15 protein-coding genes are annotated in these 17,815 nt (G+C 64.2%); 4 read left to right on the top strand and 11 right to left on the bottom strand.

All coding sequences use genetic code 11. The features are described 5' to 3' along the window. Window positions 1-164: 164 nt before the first annotated feature. Together AC1Q7Q_RS37865 and AC1Q7Q_RS37860 are read left to right on the top strand one after the other, a co-directional pair. On the top strand, window positions 165-1,064 hold the full coding sequence (locus tag AC1Q7Q_RS37865) for a LysR family transcriptional regulator (protein ID WP_492373548.1): 900 nt from the start codon (window positions 165-167) through the stop codon (window positions 1,062-1,064). 309 nt (window positions 1,065-1,373) lie between these two features. Beyond that, entirely contained in the window at window positions 1,374-1,871 is a 498-nt protein-coding gene (locus AC1Q7Q_RS37860; RefSeq protein WP_043347261.1) for an acyl-CoA thioesterase, read from the top strand. On the opposite strand, the gene AC1Q7Q_RS37855 is transcribed toward AC1Q7Q_RS37860, so the two are convergent. From AC1Q7Q_RS37855 to AC1Q7Q_RS37840, 4 genes are all read right to left on the bottom strand, one after another. Beyond that, window positions 1,868-3,316, bottom strand: coding sequence for a sensor histidine kinase (locus AC1Q7Q_RS37855; protein WP_492373547.1), 1,449 nt, complete (start codon window positions 3,314-3,316; stop codon window positions 1,868-1,870). The two genes, AC1Q7Q_RS37860 and AC1Q7Q_RS37855, sit on opposite strands and share 4 nt — an antisense overlap. A gap of 142 nt (window positions 3,317-3,458) precedes the next feature. Continuing rightward, window positions 3,459-3,680 (bottom strand): hypothetical protein, encoded by a 222-nt coding sequence (locus AC1Q7Q_RS37850; protein WP_150992891.1) that lies wholly within the window; start codon window positions 3,678-3,680, stop codon window positions 3,459-3,461. A gap of 107 nt (window positions 3,681-3,787) precedes the next feature. After that, on the bottom strand, window positions 3,788-4,009 hold the full coding sequence (locus AC1Q7Q_RS37845) for a hypothetical protein (RefSeq protein WP_183036168.1): 222 nt from the start codon (window positions 4,007-4,009) through the stop codon (window positions 3,788-3,790). Window positions 4,010-4,061: 52 nt separating this feature from the next. After that, complete coding sequence (locus AC1Q7Q_RS37840; RefSeq protein ID WP_492373546.1) at window positions 4,062-4,538, bottom strand: lecithin retinol acyltransferase family protein; 477 nt, start codon at window positions 4,536-4,538, stop codon at window positions 4,062-4,064. Between the two features lie 548 nt (window positions 4,539-5,086). On the opposite strand from AC1Q7Q_RS37840, the gene AC1Q7Q_RS37835 reads away from it, so the two are divergent. Continuing rightward, window positions 5,087-5,374: a hypothetical protein gene (locus AC1Q7Q_RS37835; protein WP_043347272.1), complete on the top strand. Its 288-nt coding sequence runs from the start codon at window positions 5,087-5,089 to the stop codon at window positions 5,372-5,374. A gap of 115 nt (window positions 5,375-5,489) precedes the next feature. Beyond that, the gene (locus AC1Q7Q_RS37830; RefSeq protein WP_492373545.1) at window positions 5,490-6,260 is read left to right on the top strand and encodes a PP2C family protein-serine/threonine phosphatase; all 771 of its coding nucleotides are present in this window, start codon (window positions 5,490-5,492) and stop codon (window positions 6,258-6,260) included. Between the two features lie 28 nt (window positions 6,261-6,288). On the opposite strand, the gene AC1Q7Q_RS37825 is transcribed toward AC1Q7Q_RS37830, so the two are convergent. From AC1Q7Q_RS37825 to AC1Q7Q_RS37795, 7 genes are all read right to left on the bottom strand, one after another. Then, the gene (locus AC1Q7Q_RS37825; protein ID WP_492373544.1) at window positions 6,289-7,590 is read right to left on the bottom strand and encodes a sigma-54 interaction domain-containing protein; all 1,302 of its coding nucleotides are present in this window, start codon (window positions 7,588-7,590) and stop codon (window positions 6,289-6,291) included. An 85-nt stretch (window positions 7,591-7,675) separates the two neighbouring features. After that, window positions 7,676-10,735 (bottom strand): ABC transporter transmembrane domain-containing protein, encoded by a 3,060-nt coding sequence (locus AC1Q7Q_RS37820; RefSeq protein ID WP_492373543.1) that lies wholly within the window; start codon window positions 10,733-10,735, stop codon window positions 7,676-7,678. Window positions 10,736-10,755: 20 nt separating this feature from the next. Next, on the bottom strand, window positions 10,756-11,508 hold the full coding sequence (locus AC1Q7Q_RS37815; protein WP_492373542.1) for a peptidylprolyl isomerase: 753 nt from the start codon (window positions 11,506-11,508) through the stop codon (window positions 10,756-10,758). Window positions 11,509-11,617: 109 nt separating this feature from the next. Beyond that, window positions 11,618-13,000 carry a beta-barrel domain-containing protein gene (locus AC1Q7Q_RS37810; RefSeq protein ID WP_492373541.1) on the bottom strand — a complete coding sequence of 461 codons (1,383 nt, stop codon included), beginning with the start codon at window positions 12,998-13,000 and terminating at the stop codon, window positions 11,618-11,620. Further along, window positions 12,969-15,557: an FHA domain-containing protein gene (locus tag AC1Q7Q_RS37805; RefSeq protein ID WP_492373540.1), complete on the bottom strand. Its 2,589-nt coding sequence runs from the start codon at window positions 15,555-15,557 to the stop codon at window positions 12,969-12,971. Before AC1Q7Q_RS37805 ends, AC1Q7Q_RS37810 begins: the two co-directional genes overlap by 32 nt. Before the next feature lie 216 nt (window positions 15,558-15,773). Continuing rightward, window positions 15,774-17,177 (bottom strand): efflux transporter outer membrane subunit, encoded by a 1,404-nt coding sequence (locus AC1Q7Q_RS37800; protein ID WP_492373632.1) that lies wholly within the window; start codon window positions 17,175-17,177, stop codon window positions 15,774-15,776. Window positions 17,178-17,480: 303 nt separating this feature from the next. Further along, window positions 17,481-17,741 carry a hypothetical protein gene (locus tag AC1Q7Q_RS37795; protein ID WP_492373539.1) on the bottom strand — a complete coding sequence of 87 codons (261 nt, stop codon included), beginning with the start codon at window positions 17,739-17,741 and terminating at the stop codon, window positions 17,481-17,483. Window positions 17,742-17,815 lie beyond the last annotated feature (74 nt).

Raw genomic sequence — 17,815 nt, 5'->3', positions numbered from 1 at the left:
CTGGAAGTATTGCCCGGCAGATACAGAGAATAAAGCAACATAAATTGATGGCTTCACAAGTCTTTCTAATGGTGCGTGTTGGCACATGACGCGCGCACGTGAAGTGTGGTGAAATTCGGCGCCGTATGACACCTGTGGTACTGCGGTCAATGAACAGGCGGCGAATGAAAAAGCAACTTAAATCGGACCAGCTTCGAACCTTCCTTGCTGTCGCACAGCAACGCAATTTCACTCGAGCCGCACACATGCTGCATTTGACGCAGGCCGCCGTCAGCATGCAGATCCGGCAATTGGAGTTGGATATCGAAGCGCCGCTATTCGTGCGAAGTCCACGCCTGCTTACCTTGACGCCAGCAGGGGAAACGCTGCAAGTCTATGCGGAGCGAATCCAGGAGCTTCACGAGCAAGCGTGGCAGGCATTGTCGTGCGTGACCTACGAACGATCGCTGCGTATTGGCACGCCAGACGCCTATGCCAGCCTGGTACTGCCTGCGGCACTGCGTGCCTTCACGTTCCAGTTCCCGGCTGTCCAGGTGGAGGTAGTCTGCTTGTCTACGCTCGAGCTTGGGCGCAGGTTGGAGAGCGGCTCGCTGGACCTCGCCGTAGGCACGTGTTGCCCTCAATTTCCAGGGCCGCCTATTTATTCCGAGGAACTTGTCTGGGTTGTGGCTTTGTCTGCAACTAACCTGGCCGCCCAGCGGCCCCTCCCATTGGCCATGTTCGAAGTGGCCTCGGCCCCTCGGGCGCATGTTGTACATGCGTTGGAGTCGGCATCGATCCCCTATCGTTGCGTGTACTCCAGTCCAGATACGATGGGAATCCTCGCCTGTGCGCAGGCTGGCAACGCCATCGCCGCAGTACCCAAGCAATCAGTGGGCGGAAAACTCCGGATCATTGGGCTTCAGGAGGGACTGCCGGACCTTGCGCCACTGGAAATCACCATAGCCAACGGCAGGACACCGAATGGACCGGAGAAGCAAGCGTTGATGGATCTACTCACTGCGCCCTCCATTTGTCGGTTGGACTCGATGACGAGTTCCTATGCGGGGGCTTCGCGCGTGTAAGTGCCCCCTTCGATGAAAGGGACTGCGCCGTTTCAAAGAACCAGCGAGACGCAATCACGCAATGGCGATGAGCAGGCGCTTGGAATTCAGCTTCAAAGCTAGGTTTCTCGGGCGTCCGGCGGCAGTCTCGATCCCTGCCATTACGCCCATACCAGTGCATTCCCCCGACGCGCGCCCACCTGCCCGCGCAACAGCCCCCCTCGTTCACCTCACCCGGCGTGGCAAAGCAGACAGAATGCGGTGTGCCCCACCCTTTCGGGGGGGCGTGCGTGGCTGCCGCCAGCAGCCATTCCTAGCCAGGAGCTTTCAATGTTGATGCGAGACGCAATCCCCCATGTGCTTAGCCGCGGTAGCGACATGTTCACGCGAGACATACAGGAGACGCCCCCGCAAAAGACGTTCCATCATGCAATCGATATCTATCTCAAGGATTCCAACGCCTTCATGAATACTTACTTTGCGCGCTACTTCGAGTGGCAGGGCGTCTGCCGGGAACGCTGGTTCCACGAGTGCATTCACGACAACCTGCTGGCTGCCGGAGGCGTGTTCGTGACCAAGCGCGCGCATCAGGAGTACGTGGAAGAGACCTTCCCGTTCCAGAAGGTGGACTGCTACCTGAATACCTTCCAGGTGAAGCAGTGCTCGGCTTACCTGCTGTTCCGCTTTTGCGTCGGGGGGCGCCCGGTGTCGCTCGGCTACCAGCAGATCGTGTTCGCCGGCAGGGACAAGCGCATCATGCGCTTCCCGAAGGAGATCGTGGAGCGCGTCAAGGAGTATGAATTGAAGCTGCCTACCTTCGCTAGCTAAACGGGCCCCGCCCCGCTGGCCGGCACGTGGCTGGCGGGGCGGGCACGCAGGGCACGGCCTTTGCCCGTATGCGCGTCCGGCAGGCGCAGTGTGAAGGTGGTGTGGACGCCGCGCACGGATTCGCATTGGATGCGGCCATCGAAAGCCTCGACCACGCGGCGGCAGAAGGCCAGCCCCATGCCGGCGCCACTGCCGTGGGCCTTGGTGGAGAAAAAGGGATCGAAGATCCGTGGGAGGACTTCCGGCGCGATGCCGGGGCCGGTATCGCTGAAGCGAAGCAGCCAGCAGCCGCGTTCTTGCACCGCACCGATCTCGATGCGGCCGTTGCCGCTCGCGCGCATGGCCTGCAGAGCGTTCTTGAGCAGGTTGAACAGCACGTAGACCAGCAGCGTATCGGAGCCCCGGAAGCACCAGGCTGGGTCAATCTGGCCTACCGTCACCCGTTCCCGCTCCCCCGCCTGGAAAGGATAGCGATCGAGAGCGGACACCACGCAGTGCTGCAGGGATTGCGCGGTGAAGCTACGGCGGTCCAGCCGTTCCAGCGTGACGGAGGCAAGCGCCATGTCGATCACGGTGTGGGTGCCATCGATCTCCCGTTGGATGGAGGCGACCAGACCGGCGGCCCGGTCCAGTTGCCCGGGCCGCATGCGGCCCTCGCACAAGCCGTGCGCCACCGCCAGTTGATAGCCGGCCAGCAGATCGGGCCAGGCTCGGCCGATTTCGTCGGCCTGCAGGCGGATCGTGGTCAAGGGAGTGCGCACCTCGTGCGCCACGGTAGCCGCCAGCGAGAAGGGGTGCATCAAGTCGTAGCGCACAATGGTCACCGCAAGAATGCCCAGGCTGACGCCGATGAAGATTACCCCTGGCGGATAAAAGGCATAACCGTAGTTGGCCGCGTAGTCGACCGCGGCCAGCGAGTAAAGGCACAGGCTCACCAGGCACAGATCCAGACGCTTGCACTTCTCGCCCGTGGCGTTGCGGCGCGCGGCCAGCAGCAGCCAGCCGCTGCGGCAGGCCAGCAGCACCGTCTGCGCCACATGCAGCGGATGCAACCGCCCGGCCTTGGGGTACTCACCGAAGAAATAGGTATAGACGCCGGACACCACCTCACCGCCAGTCAGCACCATCACCGCCAACACCAGGGACAGTCCGTAGGAAACCAGCAGCAGCGGCCGCTCGGTGCGGCACTCGGTGACCTCGGTCACGAAGTGATAGAAACAGGTTGGCAGGAAGATGATGAACAGATAGCCCACCTTGGCGAGCAGCAGCGCCACATCCGGCTGCTCAGCCTGGAACAGGAAGGCCCAGGTTCCCTGCCAGGCAAAGGTGGTCACGCACAGCAGAAAGAAGGACGTGGAAATGCGCGTGACGCCCTTGGTGACCAGCACGTACAAGCCGAATCCCAGAAAAATGGCGGACACGAAGGCTGGCAGGATGGCGTACATGGGGTTCCGGAGGAGCGGGTCGGCGCGCCCGGACGGGCGTCAGGCTGACCGGCAGCCGCCATTTTAAGTCGCGGCAAGCGCACCTGTGCAAAGTCCGGCTAATGACAGCCCTGCACGATATTGAAGGCCGGGGCCTGCCTGGCTAGTTCACCTGCCCGGCGTCGATGGTCCGCATGGCCGAGGCTTCCGCCAGGGCGATCGCGGCTTCCGCCGTGCCGGCCACGCCAGCCTCTTCCTCGAATGAAGGCTGCGGCGCGTCGCCAAAGGCGTCGGAAATGATAACCGTCGCCGTATAGCCGCCACCAGCCAGCGCTGCCGCGCGTACCACCACGGCATAGCCGCCGTACTCGAATCGTCGTTCCATCGCGCAGCTCCTCGTCGCTGGGGATGAAGCCATGATAGATGGACACGTCGCTGCGTGGCCAGGAGAAGGCATTGAGCCCGCATGCGGCGTGGCGCGGGTCAAGCACCTCAGCCCACCCTGAGCGCTGGCGGGAATACGCACCAGCACCCGTCGGCATGGCGGAAGAAGAACATCGACAACTGCCCCGACGGGCGGGCCACATCCACTCGGATACAGCCGCTGCGGCAAGCCCGCGAACTGCGCACGCGGGTGATCCGCGCGGGCGCCGCCAGGTTGGAGCCGAGCCATTTGTCGATCAGCCCACGCAGGGATATCTTGGCGGTTTGCATGTCAGTCTCCTTGACTTGCCTTGTTGAAGCGACCCACGTCACGCGCCAGGCGCTAGGCGGCACGGGCACCGGAGTGCGTGCCCTTGAACTCGGTCTCGAGAAATGCCCTGAGCAAGTTGGCCACGGTCTGCATGGCCATGGAGGGGTGGTGCAGGCAGGCTTCCACTTGCTCACTGCGGCCTTCGCCAAACAGGCACCAGGTGCAGAAATGCTCGCAATTGTTGGTCAGGAGCCGGTAGTTGTCTTCACCGAGGCGGGAGCGGGCGCGCGCCACGGCTTCCAGGCCGACATACCTGGCGCAAGGATTGGCCTTCACGGTAACCGTGTGGCCGGCCGCAAAAACTTTCACCGTGGTTTCCTCCACTGGGCCGCGATGGAGCGAGCCAGCAAAGCCGGCATAGTGGACCACCTTGCCTTCGCCGATGTAAATGCCGTGGTGGGCATAGCCGCGGCGTTCCGTGACCAGGTGCGCGCCTAGGGGAAGGTCGGCATCGATGGCCTTGTCTAGTTGTTGGTGTTGGTGGTTCATGGCTGCCTCTGATCTGTTTGCTTGCCGCAGGCATTGCCTGCTGGTTGCCATACCGTCCGCATCAACCGTGCCACCCGCCGCCGTCCCAGGCAAATCAAGAGATTGCGGGGATTTCAACCGGCCAGGCAGGGGAAAAGCGTCTGCGGCCAGCCAACAGCCTGATGCCAATAGTGTTGGTGGCATGGCATCAGAGGAGCCCCCGATGCCGTGTAAGCCATGACGAAGTGGATGCGAAGGCCGCGGCAGTGCACTACGGCGCGACTTCGCGCAAGACGGCTGCCGGGCGGCGAGCCCGAGTCAAATCGGTGGGTTCCCCCCCACCATACCGGTGGAGGGTGTTGGCGTTGCGCCAACGCTTACGGCCCCGCCGCGAAGTCCGAGATCGGCCCGGCGTCGCCAACGAAGAGGGGAAACACAGAAAATTCAAGCACTTACGGCGCCGCATCGGGCCAGCCACATCACTGGCATGCGCTTTGCTCTGTAGAAGCATGGCAAGTAGCCACGGACCGCAACACAGCCCCTACCCATCCCACGCACCGGAGACCATCATGGCGGCGCTCACCATCAAAGACCTCTACACCAACCGCACACTGGACGGCCAGGCCATGGCGGCCATCCGGGGCGGCGGCGCACCCTGGGTATTCGGCTGGATCCAGCCCTATTCCCCGCCCCGGCAAAGCGTTGGTCCCGTCGTCAACTTTTACGAGATCAACAACAGCTTCTATGCTGATCAGATGGTTAACCAGTTCCAGAACATCGACGTTCGCAATACGGCGCCCGGCGCGAACATCAATGTGCAAGCGGGACAAGGGGCAAGAAACGACGGCCGGATGTAACCCGGTTCGCGCTCAGCCCGCACGGTCCGGCCATGCGCCGCCCGCCACGCCAATGCCGCCCGGGCACTGGCGTGGCGTTGTGGCGTCCTAGCTCGCCCGAACACCGGAGATGATCGTGACCTGTGCATCGCAATTCCGCTGGACTTCAGCCGCTCGCACCGATGTCGGCCTGGTGCGGGAGCGCAATGAGGATGCCTGCCTCGCCCAGCCGGAGCGGGGGCTCTGGGTGGTGGCGGATGGCATGGGCGGCCACGCGGTTGGCGACTATGCCAGCAATCTGGTCGTGGAGACGCTGTCCCGGCTGGCCCTGCCGCACAGCCTCGAAAGCTTGCTCGACGGGGCCCGCATCGCCTTGCAGGACGTCAATCGCGAACTGCTGGAGGAAGCGGCGCGCCGGCAGGTCCGGCGCATTGGCAGCACGGTGGTGGTGCTGATGGCGTGCGAACGCTTCTGTGGCTGCCTGTGGGCAGGCGACAGCCGCATCTACCTGTACCGGGACGCGCACCTGACCCAGTTGACCCGGGACCACAGCCGCGTGGAAGAACTCAAGGCGCGCGGCCTGATCACCGCGGAAGAAGCCGTGCATCACCCTGCGCACAACACCATCACCCGCGCGGTCGGCGCGAATACGGCACTGGAACTGGACCAGACCTGGGTGGAAGTCGCGGACGCCGATATGTTCCTGCTCTGCAGCGACGGCCTGAGCAATGAACTGCGGGACCCGGAGATCGCCAGCGTGCTGGCCTGCGGCGATTGCGAGCTGGCGGCGCAGGCACTGGTGACTGCGGCGCTGGGCCGCGGCGGCCACGACAACATCTCGGCGGTGGTGGCGCGCGCGGAGGATCTCTACGCCTCGGACAAGACCATGGTAAATCCCGCGCTGTAGCCTGGCGCGCGGTTCACCGCCCTCCCTCCTACCGCGCCTTGCCGCCCTGCGCCGCGCCCTGGTTGCGAAAATCCTTGGAATGGATGCCGTGTTTCTTGAGCAGCATCTGCAGGTGCGAGCGATTCATGTCGAAGCGCCTGGCCAGCTCCGCCACCGTGCCGCCGACCTCCTGCAATCCCCGCTCGAGAAAAGCGCGTTCGGCTTCATCGCTGGCGGCGCGCTTGGCTTCGCTGAGTGACGTGGCCGTGGATGCATCCACCACGAGCGGTGCCACGGCGCCGCTGGCTGCCGGCGCCGATGGCTTGGGCCGCAGGTCCTGCGGAAGATGCTCTAGATCGGCCGTGTCGCCGGCGAGGCAGGAGGTCCGGTACATCAGATTGCGCAACTCGCGGATATTGCCCGGGTAGGCGTAATTCATCAGGAAGTCGCGCAGGCGCGGGGTGAGCTTGATGGGCCGGCGCTTTAGCACGCCGGCGGCCTCGTCGCCGAAATAAGCCACCAGCAAGGCGATTTCGTCGCGCCGCTCGCGCAGCGGCGGCAGGGTGACGTGGATCACGCTGAGGCGGTAGAACAAGTCTTCGCGAAACTTGCCCTCCTCGCTCAGGCGCCGCAAGTCCCGGTTGGTAGCTGCAACGATGCGCGTGTCGACCGAAATGGTCTCGTCGGAGCCGACCCGCTGGATCTCGTGCGACTCCAGCACGCGCAGCAGCTTGACCTGCCCGGTGAGAGGCAATTCGCCAATCTCATCGAGGAAGATGGTGCCGGTGTGCGCGCTCTCGAACTTGCCGCGGCGATCGTTGGCGGCGCCCGTGAAGGCGCCCTTCTTGTGGCCGAACAACTCCGACTCCAGCAGGTTCTCAGGGATCGCCCCGCAGTTCACCGAGATATAGGGCTTGTCCGTCCTGGAGCCGTTGGCATGGATCACCTTGGCCATCAGCTCCTTGCCCGTGCCGCTCTCGCCATCGATCAACACCGGCAGATCGGTGGGCGCTGCCTTCTCGGCAATCTCCAGCGCCTCCAGCAGCTTCGGGTTGTCGCCGAAGGTGCCCTCGAAAATAAAGCTGCGCTCCAGCAACGCCTGGCGGCGCTCGCGCGGCGCCAGGTCGGCCGGCGCAGGCTCCGCCACGGCCGCCTGCACGAAGCGCTCCTTGTGCGATAGCTGCATCACCTCGTCGCGCAGCGTGGTGGCCTGCTTGAGCAGCTTCTCGATCTCCGTGCGCTCGAGCTTGGAGGCCCAGCGCAACGTGGAGCGCAGGATCTCGATCCTCTCGATCAGACCGGCATAGGAGATGGCCGACCCGACGGAGCCACCCTGGTTGAACAGCTTCATGTCGCGCTCCCCCATGCATCGCGCTACGGCAGATATGCCAGATGCGCCGTTGCTGCCCAGCGGCACCCGGGCTATGCAATAGCGCTCACTCCGAGCTCAGTTGCTTCTGCACCAGCTGGTAGTACATGCCCTTGCGCTCCAGCAACTCCTCATGCCGTCCTTGCTCGACGATGGCCCCTTCGTACAGCACCAGGATCTTGTCCGCGCGCATGATGGTGCTCAGGCGGTGCGCGATGATCACGGCCGTGCGGCCCTGCAGGATCTCCTGCATGTTGCCAAGGATATTGCTCTCCGATTGCGTGTCCAGCGCAGAAGTTGCCTCGTCGAAGACCAGCAGGCGCGGATCGTGATAAAGCGCGCGGGCAATGCACAGGCGCTGGATCTGACCGCCAGACAAACCCACGCCGCGCTCGCCCACCACCTGCTCGTAACCCAGCGGCAGCTTGCTGATGAACGCGTGGGCATCGGCCATCTTGGCGACTTCCTCGATATGGCGACGATCCGGGCTGTCGTCGCCGCAGGCGATGTTCTCGGCGATGGTGCCCGAGAACAGCAGGTTGCTCTGCATCACGTAGCCGATCTGCGCGCGGTAATACTCTTTGTCGATCACGCCGAGGTCGTAGCCGTCCACGGTGATCTTGCCGTCCGTGGGCACGTAGAATCCCACCAGCATCTTGGCCAGCGTGGTCTTGCCCGATCCGCTGCGTCCCACGATGGCCAGCAATTCGCCGGGCTTGATGCTGAAGCTGATGTTCTCCAGCACGTAGGGCGTTTCGGCGCCGCCGTAGCGGAAATAGACGCCTTCCAGGTTGATCTCGCCTTGCAGGTCCGGCAGCATCACGCGCGACGCCAGATCCTGCGGCTTTTGCTCCGGATCGAGGTCCAGCACGTCGCCCAGGCGCTCCATCGCCACGCCGGCATCGTTGAGCTGGCCCCACAATGCCACCAGCCCCATCAAAGGCGCCAGCACGCTGCCCATGAAGGCGTTGAAGGCAATGAGCTGGCCAACGGTCAGCTCGCGCTGCAGCACCAGGTTGGCGCCCACCCATAGCACCGCGATGGTGGTCGCGGCATTGAGCAACTGGCTGGCCAGCCCAACCAGGATATGGAATGCCTGCGCCCTGTACTGGACCTCCAGCGCCTTGGCGTACTTCTTCTCCCACTTCAGGCGCACCGGGCGCTCGATTCCCATGCCCTTGACCGTTTCCACCCCGCCCAGCGCTTCCATCAGGTAGGACCGCGCATCGGTCGTGGTGGTGAACACCTCGCGCGCGAAAGCCTTGACCTTTGGCGTTGCCACGATCGTCAGGATCGCGATCGGGACCACGAAGGCGATCAGCACCAGTGTCATCTTGACGTTGTAGAGAAACATGATGGTGAAGTAGATAAACACCATCAGCAGGTTGAGCGCCGTCGTCACCGTCGACTCGGTCAGGAAGGCGCGGATAGTCTGGTTCTCCTGGAAGCGCGCGAAGATGTCGCCCGTCTTGCGCTTGGCAAAGAAGGAAAACGGCAGCGACAAGGTGTGCTTGAAGAAGTGCGACATCATGGCAAAGTCCATATTGCGCACCATGAAATTGGCGAGATACGCCCGCACCGAACTCATCAGTTGCGAAAACACGCTGGAAACGATCAACCCAAGTATCAGCAGGTTCAGCAGACCCATGTTCTGGTGCACGACCACCCCGTCAAGGATGTTCTGGATGATCAGGGGCGGCACCACGCCCAGCACCTGGATCACGAAGGTCGCCATGAACAGGTGCGCAAGGATCCGTTTGTACGGCGCCAGGTAGCCGATGAAGCGCAGCCAGGGCGAGCGTGCCACCGCCAGTTGCGCCATGCTTTCGCCGGAGGTGAAAAGCAGGCAGGTGCCGCTCCACCCGCGCTCGAACTCCTCCACGCCCATCTTGCGAAAGCCGAGGGCCGGGTCCGCCACCCACACCCAGCGCTTCGAGACGCCGTAGACCACCACGTAGTGGTAGCCCTCCCAGTGCACGATGAACGGCAGCTCGAAACCCAGCAGGGAATCATGCGTGCACTGCACGCCGCGGGTGGTAAAGCCGAGCGACTCGCCGGCGCGGGCCAGGCTGTCCAGCGTGGCGCCCTGCGTGGTCACGTTGGCCAGCTCGCGCAGCTTGCCGAGCGTCATGGGGATGCCGTGATGGCGGCAGATCATCGCCAGGCAGGCAGCGCCGCAATCCATCTCCTCGGCCTGCTCGACCAGGGCGAAACGGCGGATAACGCGTTCGCCAAACTCCGGCTTCGAGCGCAGGTCGAGCATCACCGGATGCTTGCGCCGCTCGGCCATCCTCTTTTGCCGGTGCAGTTCCCTGTCGATAAAGCGTATGCGCTCTTCCAGCACCTCGCGCAGCTTGGGATTGCGCTCCAGGATCAGCTGCACGGTCTTTTCCGGAATCACCAGCAGCCGCGCATCCGTGCCGGCGATGGCCGACGCAATCTGTTCTTGTCGCATCACGCAGGCACGCTCGCCAAAGATATCGCCCTGGCGCAAGGTCGCCAATGGATACTCGACGCCCTCCTCGGTCCGCACAATGCGCACTTCGCCCTGGCGCACCACGTACAGGCGGCGATCCTCCCGTGCATCCTGCTTCAGGATCTCCTTGCCGGCGGAAACGCGCTTCACCCCCACGCTGCGCACGGCCTCCTCCAGCTCACTCTTGTCGAGCTTGCCGCGCAGGTCGAACAAGCGGGCGACAAAGCCGCCGGCCGAACTGATCGCCACATAGCTGGCGACAAAAGCCATCGCCGCCGGATTTTGCGCAATCATGGGCTCGGTCACGCTGCGCGGAATAAAGAGCAGCTCGGTCTTGGCGGACGAGCGCACCGAGGATTCATGCCGGTACTCGCGCAGCATGGCAATGTCGGCGAACACCTCGCGCGCCTTGCGCACGCCGAGGCTGACTTCCTTGCCATTGTCTTCGTTGAAGATGCGCACGGACCCCGACTTGATGATGAAAAGCCCGTCTGCCGCCTCGCCCGCGTTGCAGATGGTCTCGCCAAAGCCGTACGAAAGCGCTTGCGCATGCTCCGCCAGCCGCTCCATTTCCTCGCGCGAGAACGGCGAGAGTATTTCCACGCCGGCCAGGAAGTCGGCGAGCGGATGCAGTTCGGGACTGGCTTCCATATGCGTCTGAGCGCCAGCGGCTAGCGCGCTTCGATGACGTGTTCCTGCGCCCTGGCCATCAGCCAGTCTTCACGCAGGAGCCGGCGCACCTCCGCCGCCACATCGGCATCGAGCGTGGCAGGATGCTTGGCGCTCACCATGAAGATCTCGAAGAAGGAGCGGTCCTGGGACGGGAACGGACCGAGCAGGTCGCCGGTGGCGGCGTTGAACACCTTGGCTTCAATATCCGTCTTCAGCGAGCCGCGCAGTACCTTGCCGATCGCGCCGCCCTGCTCCTTCGTGTCCGCGATGGAGTGCTCTCGCGCCATCTCGGCAAAGCTGTCGGGATCGTCCCGCAGATAGGAGATCAGCTCCTTTGCCTTGCCCTCGGCGTCCACCACAATATGGCTCACCTCGATGCTGTCGAACTTCGGCGAGTGCAGCTTGAAGTAGGCCTCGACCGCCTTGTCGCTGGCCACCTCGGCAAGCATCTTTTCCTGGAAGAGGCTATCGGTCACGAACGCCTCGAACTCATCCAGGCTCACACCGAGCACATCGAGATAATGGTTCATCTGCGTCGCGCGGTGCAAGCCCTGCACACGCCGGAACTGGTCGGCGCGCTCCTGGATTTCCTCCGGCGCCACGGTAATGCCCTGCTTCTTCGCCGCGTGCACCGTGAGCTTGTCCCTGACGATCTGCTCGATCAGCCCTTCGAACTGGCCCGTGAGCTTCAAGACCCGGATGAATTCCTCGACCCCGATGACTTCATCGTCGACCCGCACAATCGCTGTCATCTCGTCAGCTCCTTGATTGTTTCCCATTTGCCAAAATCCGCCCGCACGCAGGTGCGGGCCGCCGATGCGTCTCCAACCACTTTCCAGGCGTTGCCGCTATCCGCTGGCTTCAGCCCGCCACCTGCCGGAACGGATCCAGCCCCAGGTCGATCAGGCGCCGCTCGCGCACCACGATTTCCGCCGTGGCGGTCATGCCGTAGCGCAGCGGGTACTTGCTGTCTGCCACCGTGTAGTAGTCTTGCGCCAGCCGCACGCGCCCCTCGTACACCGGCTGCTTGTTCGGCCCCGCCAGCTTGGTCGCTGGCGAGATGTACTCGAGCGTGCCGGCAATCAAGCCATAGCGCTGGTAGGGAAAGGCGTTGAATTTCAGCTTGACGGGCAAGCCCTCGCGCAGGAAGGCACGATCGCGCTCGGCAATCTCGATCTTGAGCACGGGGCGCGCGTTCTTGGGCGCGATGCCGCCCAATGGCGCATTGGCCAGGACCTTGTCACCGCGCTGCGTGGAGCTGACATCGGTGATCACGCCCGCCACGGGCGCCAGGATCAGCAGGAAGTTGTCCTTGTCGATATTCTCGAAACGGATGCGCGCCGCGGCCTCGGCAACCAGCCGCGCGGTCTGCACCTGCAGGCGCAGCTTGTCTTCCGTATTGGCTATCTCGCGCAGCGCGGCGTCGTACTGGATGCGCAGGTTGGTCAGCTCCTGGCTGCTGCCTTCGAGCTGCACGGTGGCTTGGTTGAATTCCTGGCTCAGCTTGGAATCCAGCTCGGCCAGCCGCGACTGGGCAATCTGCAGTGCGTTCTCCGCCTCAACAGCCGCAATCCGCTTGCTCTCCACCTGTGACTGCGAGACCCCGCCGCCACCCGGCAGCGCAAACAGGCGGGCATAGCGGTCCTGCTCCTGGCGCGCGAATTCACGCGTCCGACGCGCGCTGTCCAGGTTGCTGCGCGCCTGCTGCAATTGTGCCCGCTGTTGTTCCGCGAGCCGGGTCGTGCCCTCCGCCGTACGATTCTCGTGCAGGCGCTCCGCCACATCGATCTGCTGCTTCAACGCTGCCGCCTTGCGCTGCATCAACAGCTTCTTGTCGGGAAACTGCTTCCACTCGCGCTCGGAATCCTGCAGCTTGAGCTGCGCTTCCAGCGCATTGGTGGCGGCCTCGATCGCGCCACGTGCATTCAGACGCGCCAGCACGTCGTCCTTGTTCACCGGCTGGCCCTCGGCCACATAAAGATCCGCCAGCTCCCCGTCCACCGGCGCATAGAACCGCCGCACTTCGGACTCCGGGGCGAGGGTGCCGTCCGCGGACACGATCACATCCGCGTGGCCCACGAACGACCAGACCAGCGCGCACACGACCAGCGACACCATGACCAGCACGGAGATCTGCATCAGCTTCCAGGGCTCCGCGCTGAGAATGGCGATGCCCTCGGCGCTGTGGTCCTCAAGCGCCTCGGACAGCGGCTTAAGGCGATTGTCTCGGCTGTCGTCCTTCATCACCCTCCCCTCCAATCAATGCCAGCTTGGACTTGAGCAGCGCAGGGCTCAGCACCATGCGCAATTCCTGCAGGGAACGCCGCTGCAGCTCGGTCTCCGAATCGATATCCTCCCGGACCTGGCTCCATTGCGCCGTATCGCCAACCTTCAACTGCGCGTAGATGCGCATGCCCTGGCGCGCTTGCGCGCTGGCATTGGACAGCAGGCGTGCCTGCGCGCGGAACTTGGCGGAGATGTCGGACTCCAGCCGCTGCTCGCCGCCGATGGCGCCATCGCGGCGATACTGGCGCCACGACGCAAGCGCGGCGTTCATCAGTTCCTGCGCACGCCGGATCGCCGCATCGTGTATCGCCGCCACATCGGGCTCGACCGCCTTCAGGAAGTAGGCATCCTCGGTGGGATCGAGCATGGCGTAGAACGACAGCAAGGCGTCCTCATTGTCCTTGCCGCCGCGCGCCTTCTGCAGCTCGACGAACTGCGCGGCGACGGCCTGCTTGCGCGCAAGGTCCTTGGCCGCGGCCTCGGCCCACGGCCCCGTCTTTATCGCTTGCAGCCCGGCGAACGCCTTGGCGCTGTCCCCTGCACGCCAAGCCTTGTCCACCTCGGCGTACTGCCGCACCAGCTCCGGCGCCGGCAGGCGGCTGGCTGCCAATTCGCGAAAGCGCGCCTGGAAGGGCGGCGTGGAAAAGCTGGCCTTGGCCATCTGGGCCATCAGCGGGCCAAGCGTGGCTGCGCGCGCCGCGCCGTCCAGCGCAATGTACTGCCGCAGGTCTTCCTTGATGCGATCCATGCCCGCGAGCCTTGGATACTTCTCCGCGTAGTCCGCCAGCACGGCCTGCAGCGCTTCAGGATGGTCACTCGCCAACCCGCTGGCCAGCGAAGCGTTCAAGCGGTCGATGGCGGCCAGATAGACCGAGTCGTCGCTCTGCAGCTTGCGCACATTGCTGAGTGCGTCGGCATATGGCTCCCTGAATTGCGGCACATAGGCGGCAATGCGGTCCAGCGCGCGCTGGTGCGCTGGCGTGTCGTCATTCCAGTGCTTGAGCAGCGCACGCATGCTGGCTTCATCGGTGAAGATGCGGATCGGCGCGTCCACGCCGCCCCGGCCGGCCACGAAGCGGTTCAGCCGGCCGATCCAGTCGAGTTCATCCAGCACGCCGCGCGCGTCGGCATTGTGCGCGCCGAGCGTCTTCATACGCGCCAGCGCCGTTTCGGCGCCATTGAAGTCGCGCGCCTGCAGCTTGCCAATCCATCCCGGCACCTGGTCGCGCAGCAGCGCCTCGGTACCCATCGCGCGGAACTGCGCATGATCCGGGTGGCGCTCCAGATACGCGTCGGCCACGGCAGCGGCGCGGGCATAGTCGCCGCCGGCCATCAAGGACCTCATCTCGCGCTCGGACGCGCCGCGCAAGTACAGGAAGAGCAGCAACGCCACGACCGCCACGGCGACGGCACCGCCCCAGCGCGCCGCGCGCTTCAGGCCAGCGCGCTCCGAAGCGCCGAAGCTGCTGCCGAGCCTGCCCATGACCAGCGCGAACTTGCCCTGCCCACGCGGCGTGTCCGTCGCACCCCCAACGCCTTCCGGCTGGGGCAATGCCTCCTGATTGACCTCATCCTCCTGCTGGGCGGCATAGTCGACGCAGAAAATATCCAGGAAGGAGCCAGCCGCGGCGACAAACGTGGTCTTGTCGGAATCATGCGCCGGCGTGGCGGGTGCTGGCGCTGCGGCGGGTGCCGGTGCCGACGGGGCCGAGACAGGAGCCGCCGGGTCCTGGGCAGGCACTTCAGCGGCATCGGGCGGCGGCAGGATCGAACTGGTGAGGGTTGCGTCGGCGGCGGCCCCGTTGCATATGCCAACCCGATAGACAAAATGATTGCCACCGAACGCAAGGAGGTCTCTCTCGCCCAGGGCGACCGCGTGCTCATCTACCCGCTTGCCGTTGACGAAGGTCCCGTTGGTACTGCCGAGGTCTTCGACAAATGGATCGTTCCCTTTCAGGAAGATGTGCGCATGGCGGCGCGAGACATAGTTGACCTGGTGGGGATACCTCTCCTTGTAACGGGAGAACGACGCATCCGCCTTGCTGATCAGGAAGGGAAAGCCAGCCACCTCGATCGGCTGCAGCCCAAGATCGTCGCGCTCGGGCACGAGCGTCAGCACCATCGGCGCCTGGCTTGCCGCCTGGACCGGCGCGCGCGCGCGTAGCCGCACCAGGTAGGACAGCGCAGCGCCGAAGCGCAGTTCATCGCCGTCGCGTAGCCTGGCCGGCTGCTGTGCCACAGCCGCGCCATTGACGGTGGTGCCGTTCTTGCTGCCCAGGTCAGCGATATAGGCCGCGCCATGCTCGGAAAAAATGCGCGCATGACGGCGCGAGAGCACCGCGGCTACATCGGGCGGGTATGCCGCGAAAGGCGCTTCCGCGCGCCCCACGGCGAACAGGCTCTCGTCGATGCGGATCTCGCCGAGCTCAGGGTTGGAGATGGGCTCGAGCACGATATCGAACGCCTGCCCCACCTTTGCCCGCATCTCGACAATCAGAGCTTCGTCTGGAGCCATGTTTCGATACCACCAACAGCGCGTGCCACGACGCGTGCGCCAGCGGCAAGCCATGTTTCATGGCGACGGTGCGAGCCGGTGTGGCCCGCTGCGTCGTGAACGTGTTGACTAAGGACATAGTAGGCCACGCTTGCCCGTAGTCAAACGTCCGCCGGTGGCGTACTTCGCGCCTTGCCGGGCGTGCCCGGCTCCTCGTGCGCAACGGGTTGCAGGCCCCTACTTCGAGACCTGCTGCGACGCCTCCTTCGGCGCGTTGCTCACCTCGGTGCTTGGCCACCCGCCCCCTAGTGCCTTGTAGAGGGTGACAGTGTCGGCCAGGATCTGTTGGTGGTTGGCCAACAATTCCTGCTGCGCGCTCAGCAGCGATCGCTCGGTCTCGAATACATCGAGCTGGGACACCACGCCTTCCTTCAACTGGGCCTCGATCTGCGCCGACACCACACGCAGTTGCGCAACCTGCTGCTGCAGTTCGACGCGCTGCTTCTTGTGTGCGTCGACATTGACCAGCGCGTTCTCCACTTCCTCGAATGCCGTAATCACGGTGCGGCCGTATTCGCTCTCGGCGACCTTGGTCTGCGCCTCGCTGGTCTTCACCCGGGCACGCACGCCCGGGTCCAGCATGGGCAGATTGATGCTCGGCATGAAGCCGAAGGTGAAGGACTTCAGCAGGTCGCTCAGCGCGAAGCTCGCCGTGCCGCCGCGGCCCGTCAGGCTGACGCTGGGCAGTTGCGCCAGGCGCGCCTGGCCGACCAGGTTGACGGACTCGAGCACGCGATACTCCGCCGCCACGATGTCAGGGCGCCGCGAGAGCAATTGCGACGGCAGCCCCGCCGGCACCGCCGGCAGCTGCACGCGCTCCTGCAGTCGCCCGGCCGGCACCTTGAACACGCCAGCCGGCACGCCCACCAGCGTGGCCAGTGCGTTCTCGGAAATGTCGCGCGAGCGGCGCAGTTCCAGCAGGTCCTTGGTGAGCCGGTTGATCTCGGCCTGCTGCTGCATCACGCGGATCTTCGGAATCAGGCCGTTCTGGAACATGGCCTGGTAGGTGGCGAGGATCTGCTTGTTCCTCGCTAGTGTCTTGCTCTGCTGATCGATCTGTTCGTCGAACTGCAGTATCTGGAAGTAGGTGGTGGACACATCCGAGACCAGGGTGAGGTAGCCGGCACGCCAATCCGCTTCGGTTGCGTTGAATTCGGCGGTCTGGGCCTGCACACCCTTCTCCACCTTGCCCCATATATCGATGTCCCAGTTGACCTGGGTGCCGAGGTTGTAGGTCTTGACGAGCGACGTGCCTGTGCTCTTCTCGAAGCTTGCCCCTGCCCCCACGTCGAAGACGGGTAGCGCGCCGGCCTTGACCTCGGCAATCTGCGCGCCCGCTACCTTGATGCGTGCGGCCAGCACCTTGATGTCGTAGTTCCCCGCAATCGCCTTGTCGACCAGTCCGTCGAGGTACGGATCCCGGAATGCCTGCCACCAGTTCGGCACGATCGTGTCCGCCGGCGAAACCGTGATCGATCCCTGGCGCGCCCAGTCCGGCTTGGCCGGCGTTTCGGGCCGCTGGTACACCGGCGGACGAAAGTCGGCGCAAGCGGCCAGCACCAGCAGGCAGGCGCCTGCCATCAGGCATCGCCGCAACGCGGCGCGCGCACCATGCACGATGAACGGGGTGGAATGGTCTGGCACGATCGCCTCCTGCGAGCGTCGGCGGGGTGAGGAGGCCACGGCGGGCACCGGCCCCCGTCAGCCACATCGCCAGCGCCAGCTGCGCCGGGTCAGTCACGGCCCGGATGCAAAGGAGCCGCGCCATCAACACGCCATGCATGCATTGTGTATCCGCTAGCGGCGCGATCCAACCTGTAAATAGAGGCCCTGCGGCAAGAAAAGGGCCGCCCTGCCCGGCACGCCGGGAGGGCGGCGGTGGCTTCAACGATAGATGTTGTTCTCTGCGTTCTGCGTTGAGCTCACGTGGGACTTGATGTCGTCGGCAAAGGCCGTGTTATTGCCGTTCATATTGACGACGTTTTGCGTCTGCCCAATCAGCTGCTGGGCATTGAAGGTCGAGTCGATCTTGACCGCGCTGAAGACGGGCATGAAGGGCACGAAGCCGCCGCGCACGGCGCGCATGGCGTGAGCGTCGAGTTCTTCGGTGACGGACAGGTCCTTGATGGCGAGGGTGGTAGTCATGGCAGTTCTCCGGGGTATTCAGTGGATTGCGAATTCAGCTTGGGGCGTGGCCCGCGGCTTAGTAGATGTTGTTG

This window comes from Cupriavidus sp. GW823-FHT07A04, assembly GCF_058794615.1.
The sequence above is the reverse complement of the archived record's forward strand: the minus strand, read 5'-3'. Positions and strand labels throughout refer to the sequence as shown.

Excerpts from the sequence above, each read along its gene's own strand:
- AC1Q7Q_RS37865 (WP_492373548.1), top strand. The coding sequence starts at position 165 with ATGAAAAAGCAACTTAAATCGGACCAGCTTCGAACCTTCCTTGCTGTC.
- AC1Q7Q_RS37860 (WP_043347261.1), top strand. The coding sequence starts at position 1,374 with ATGTTGATGCGAGACGCAATCCCCCATGTGCTTAGCCGCGGTAGCGAC.
- AC1Q7Q_RS37855 (WP_492373547.1), bottom strand. The coding sequence starts at position 3,316 with ATGTACGCCATCCTGCCAGCCTTCGTGTCCGCCATTTTTCTGGGATTC.
- AC1Q7Q_RS37850 (WP_150992891.1), bottom strand. The coding sequence starts at position 3,680 with ATGGAACGACGATTCGAGTACGGCGGCTATGCCGTGGTGGTACGCGCG.
- AC1Q7Q_RS37845 (WP_183036168.1), bottom strand. The coding sequence starts at position 4,009 with ATGCAAACCGCCAAGATATCCCTGCGTGGGCTGATCGACAAATGGCTC.
- AC1Q7Q_RS37840 (WP_492373546.1), bottom strand. The coding sequence starts at position 4,538 with ATGAACCACCAACACCAACAACTAGACAAGGCCATCGATGCCGACCTT.
- AC1Q7Q_RS37835 (WP_043347272.1), top strand. The coding sequence starts at position 5,087 with ATGGCGGCGCTCACCATCAAAGACCTCTACACCAACCGCACACTGGAC.
- AC1Q7Q_RS37825 (WP_492373544.1), bottom strand. The coding sequence starts at position 7,590 with ATGAAGCTGTTCAACCAGGGTGGCTCCGTCGGGTCGGCCATCTCCTAT.
- AC1Q7Q_RS37820 (WP_492373543.1), bottom strand. The coding sequence starts at position 10,735 with ATGGAAGCCAGTCCCGAACTGCATCCGCTCGCCGACTTCCTGGCCGGC.
- AC1Q7Q_RS37815 (WP_492373542.1), bottom strand. The coding sequence starts at position 11,508 with ATGACAGCGATTGTGCGGGTCGACGATGAAGTCATCGGGGTCGAGGAA.
- AC1Q7Q_RS37810 (WP_492373541.1), bottom strand. The coding sequence starts at position 13,000 with ATGAAGGACGACAGCCGAGACAATCGCCTTAAGCCGCTGTCCGAGGCG.
- AC1Q7Q_RS37805 (WP_492373540.1), bottom strand. The coding sequence starts at position 15,557 with ATGGCTCCAGACGAAGCTCTGATTGTCGAGATGCGGGCAAAGGTGGGG.
- AC1Q7Q_RS37800 (WP_492373632.1), bottom strand. The coding sequence starts at position 17,177 with ATGGCAGGCGCCTGCCTGCTGGTGCTGGCCGCTTGCGCCGACTTTCGT.
- AC1Q7Q_RS37795 (WP_492373539.1), bottom strand. The coding sequence starts at position 17,741 with ATGACTACCACCCTCGCCATCAAGGACCTGTCCGTCACCGAAGAACTC.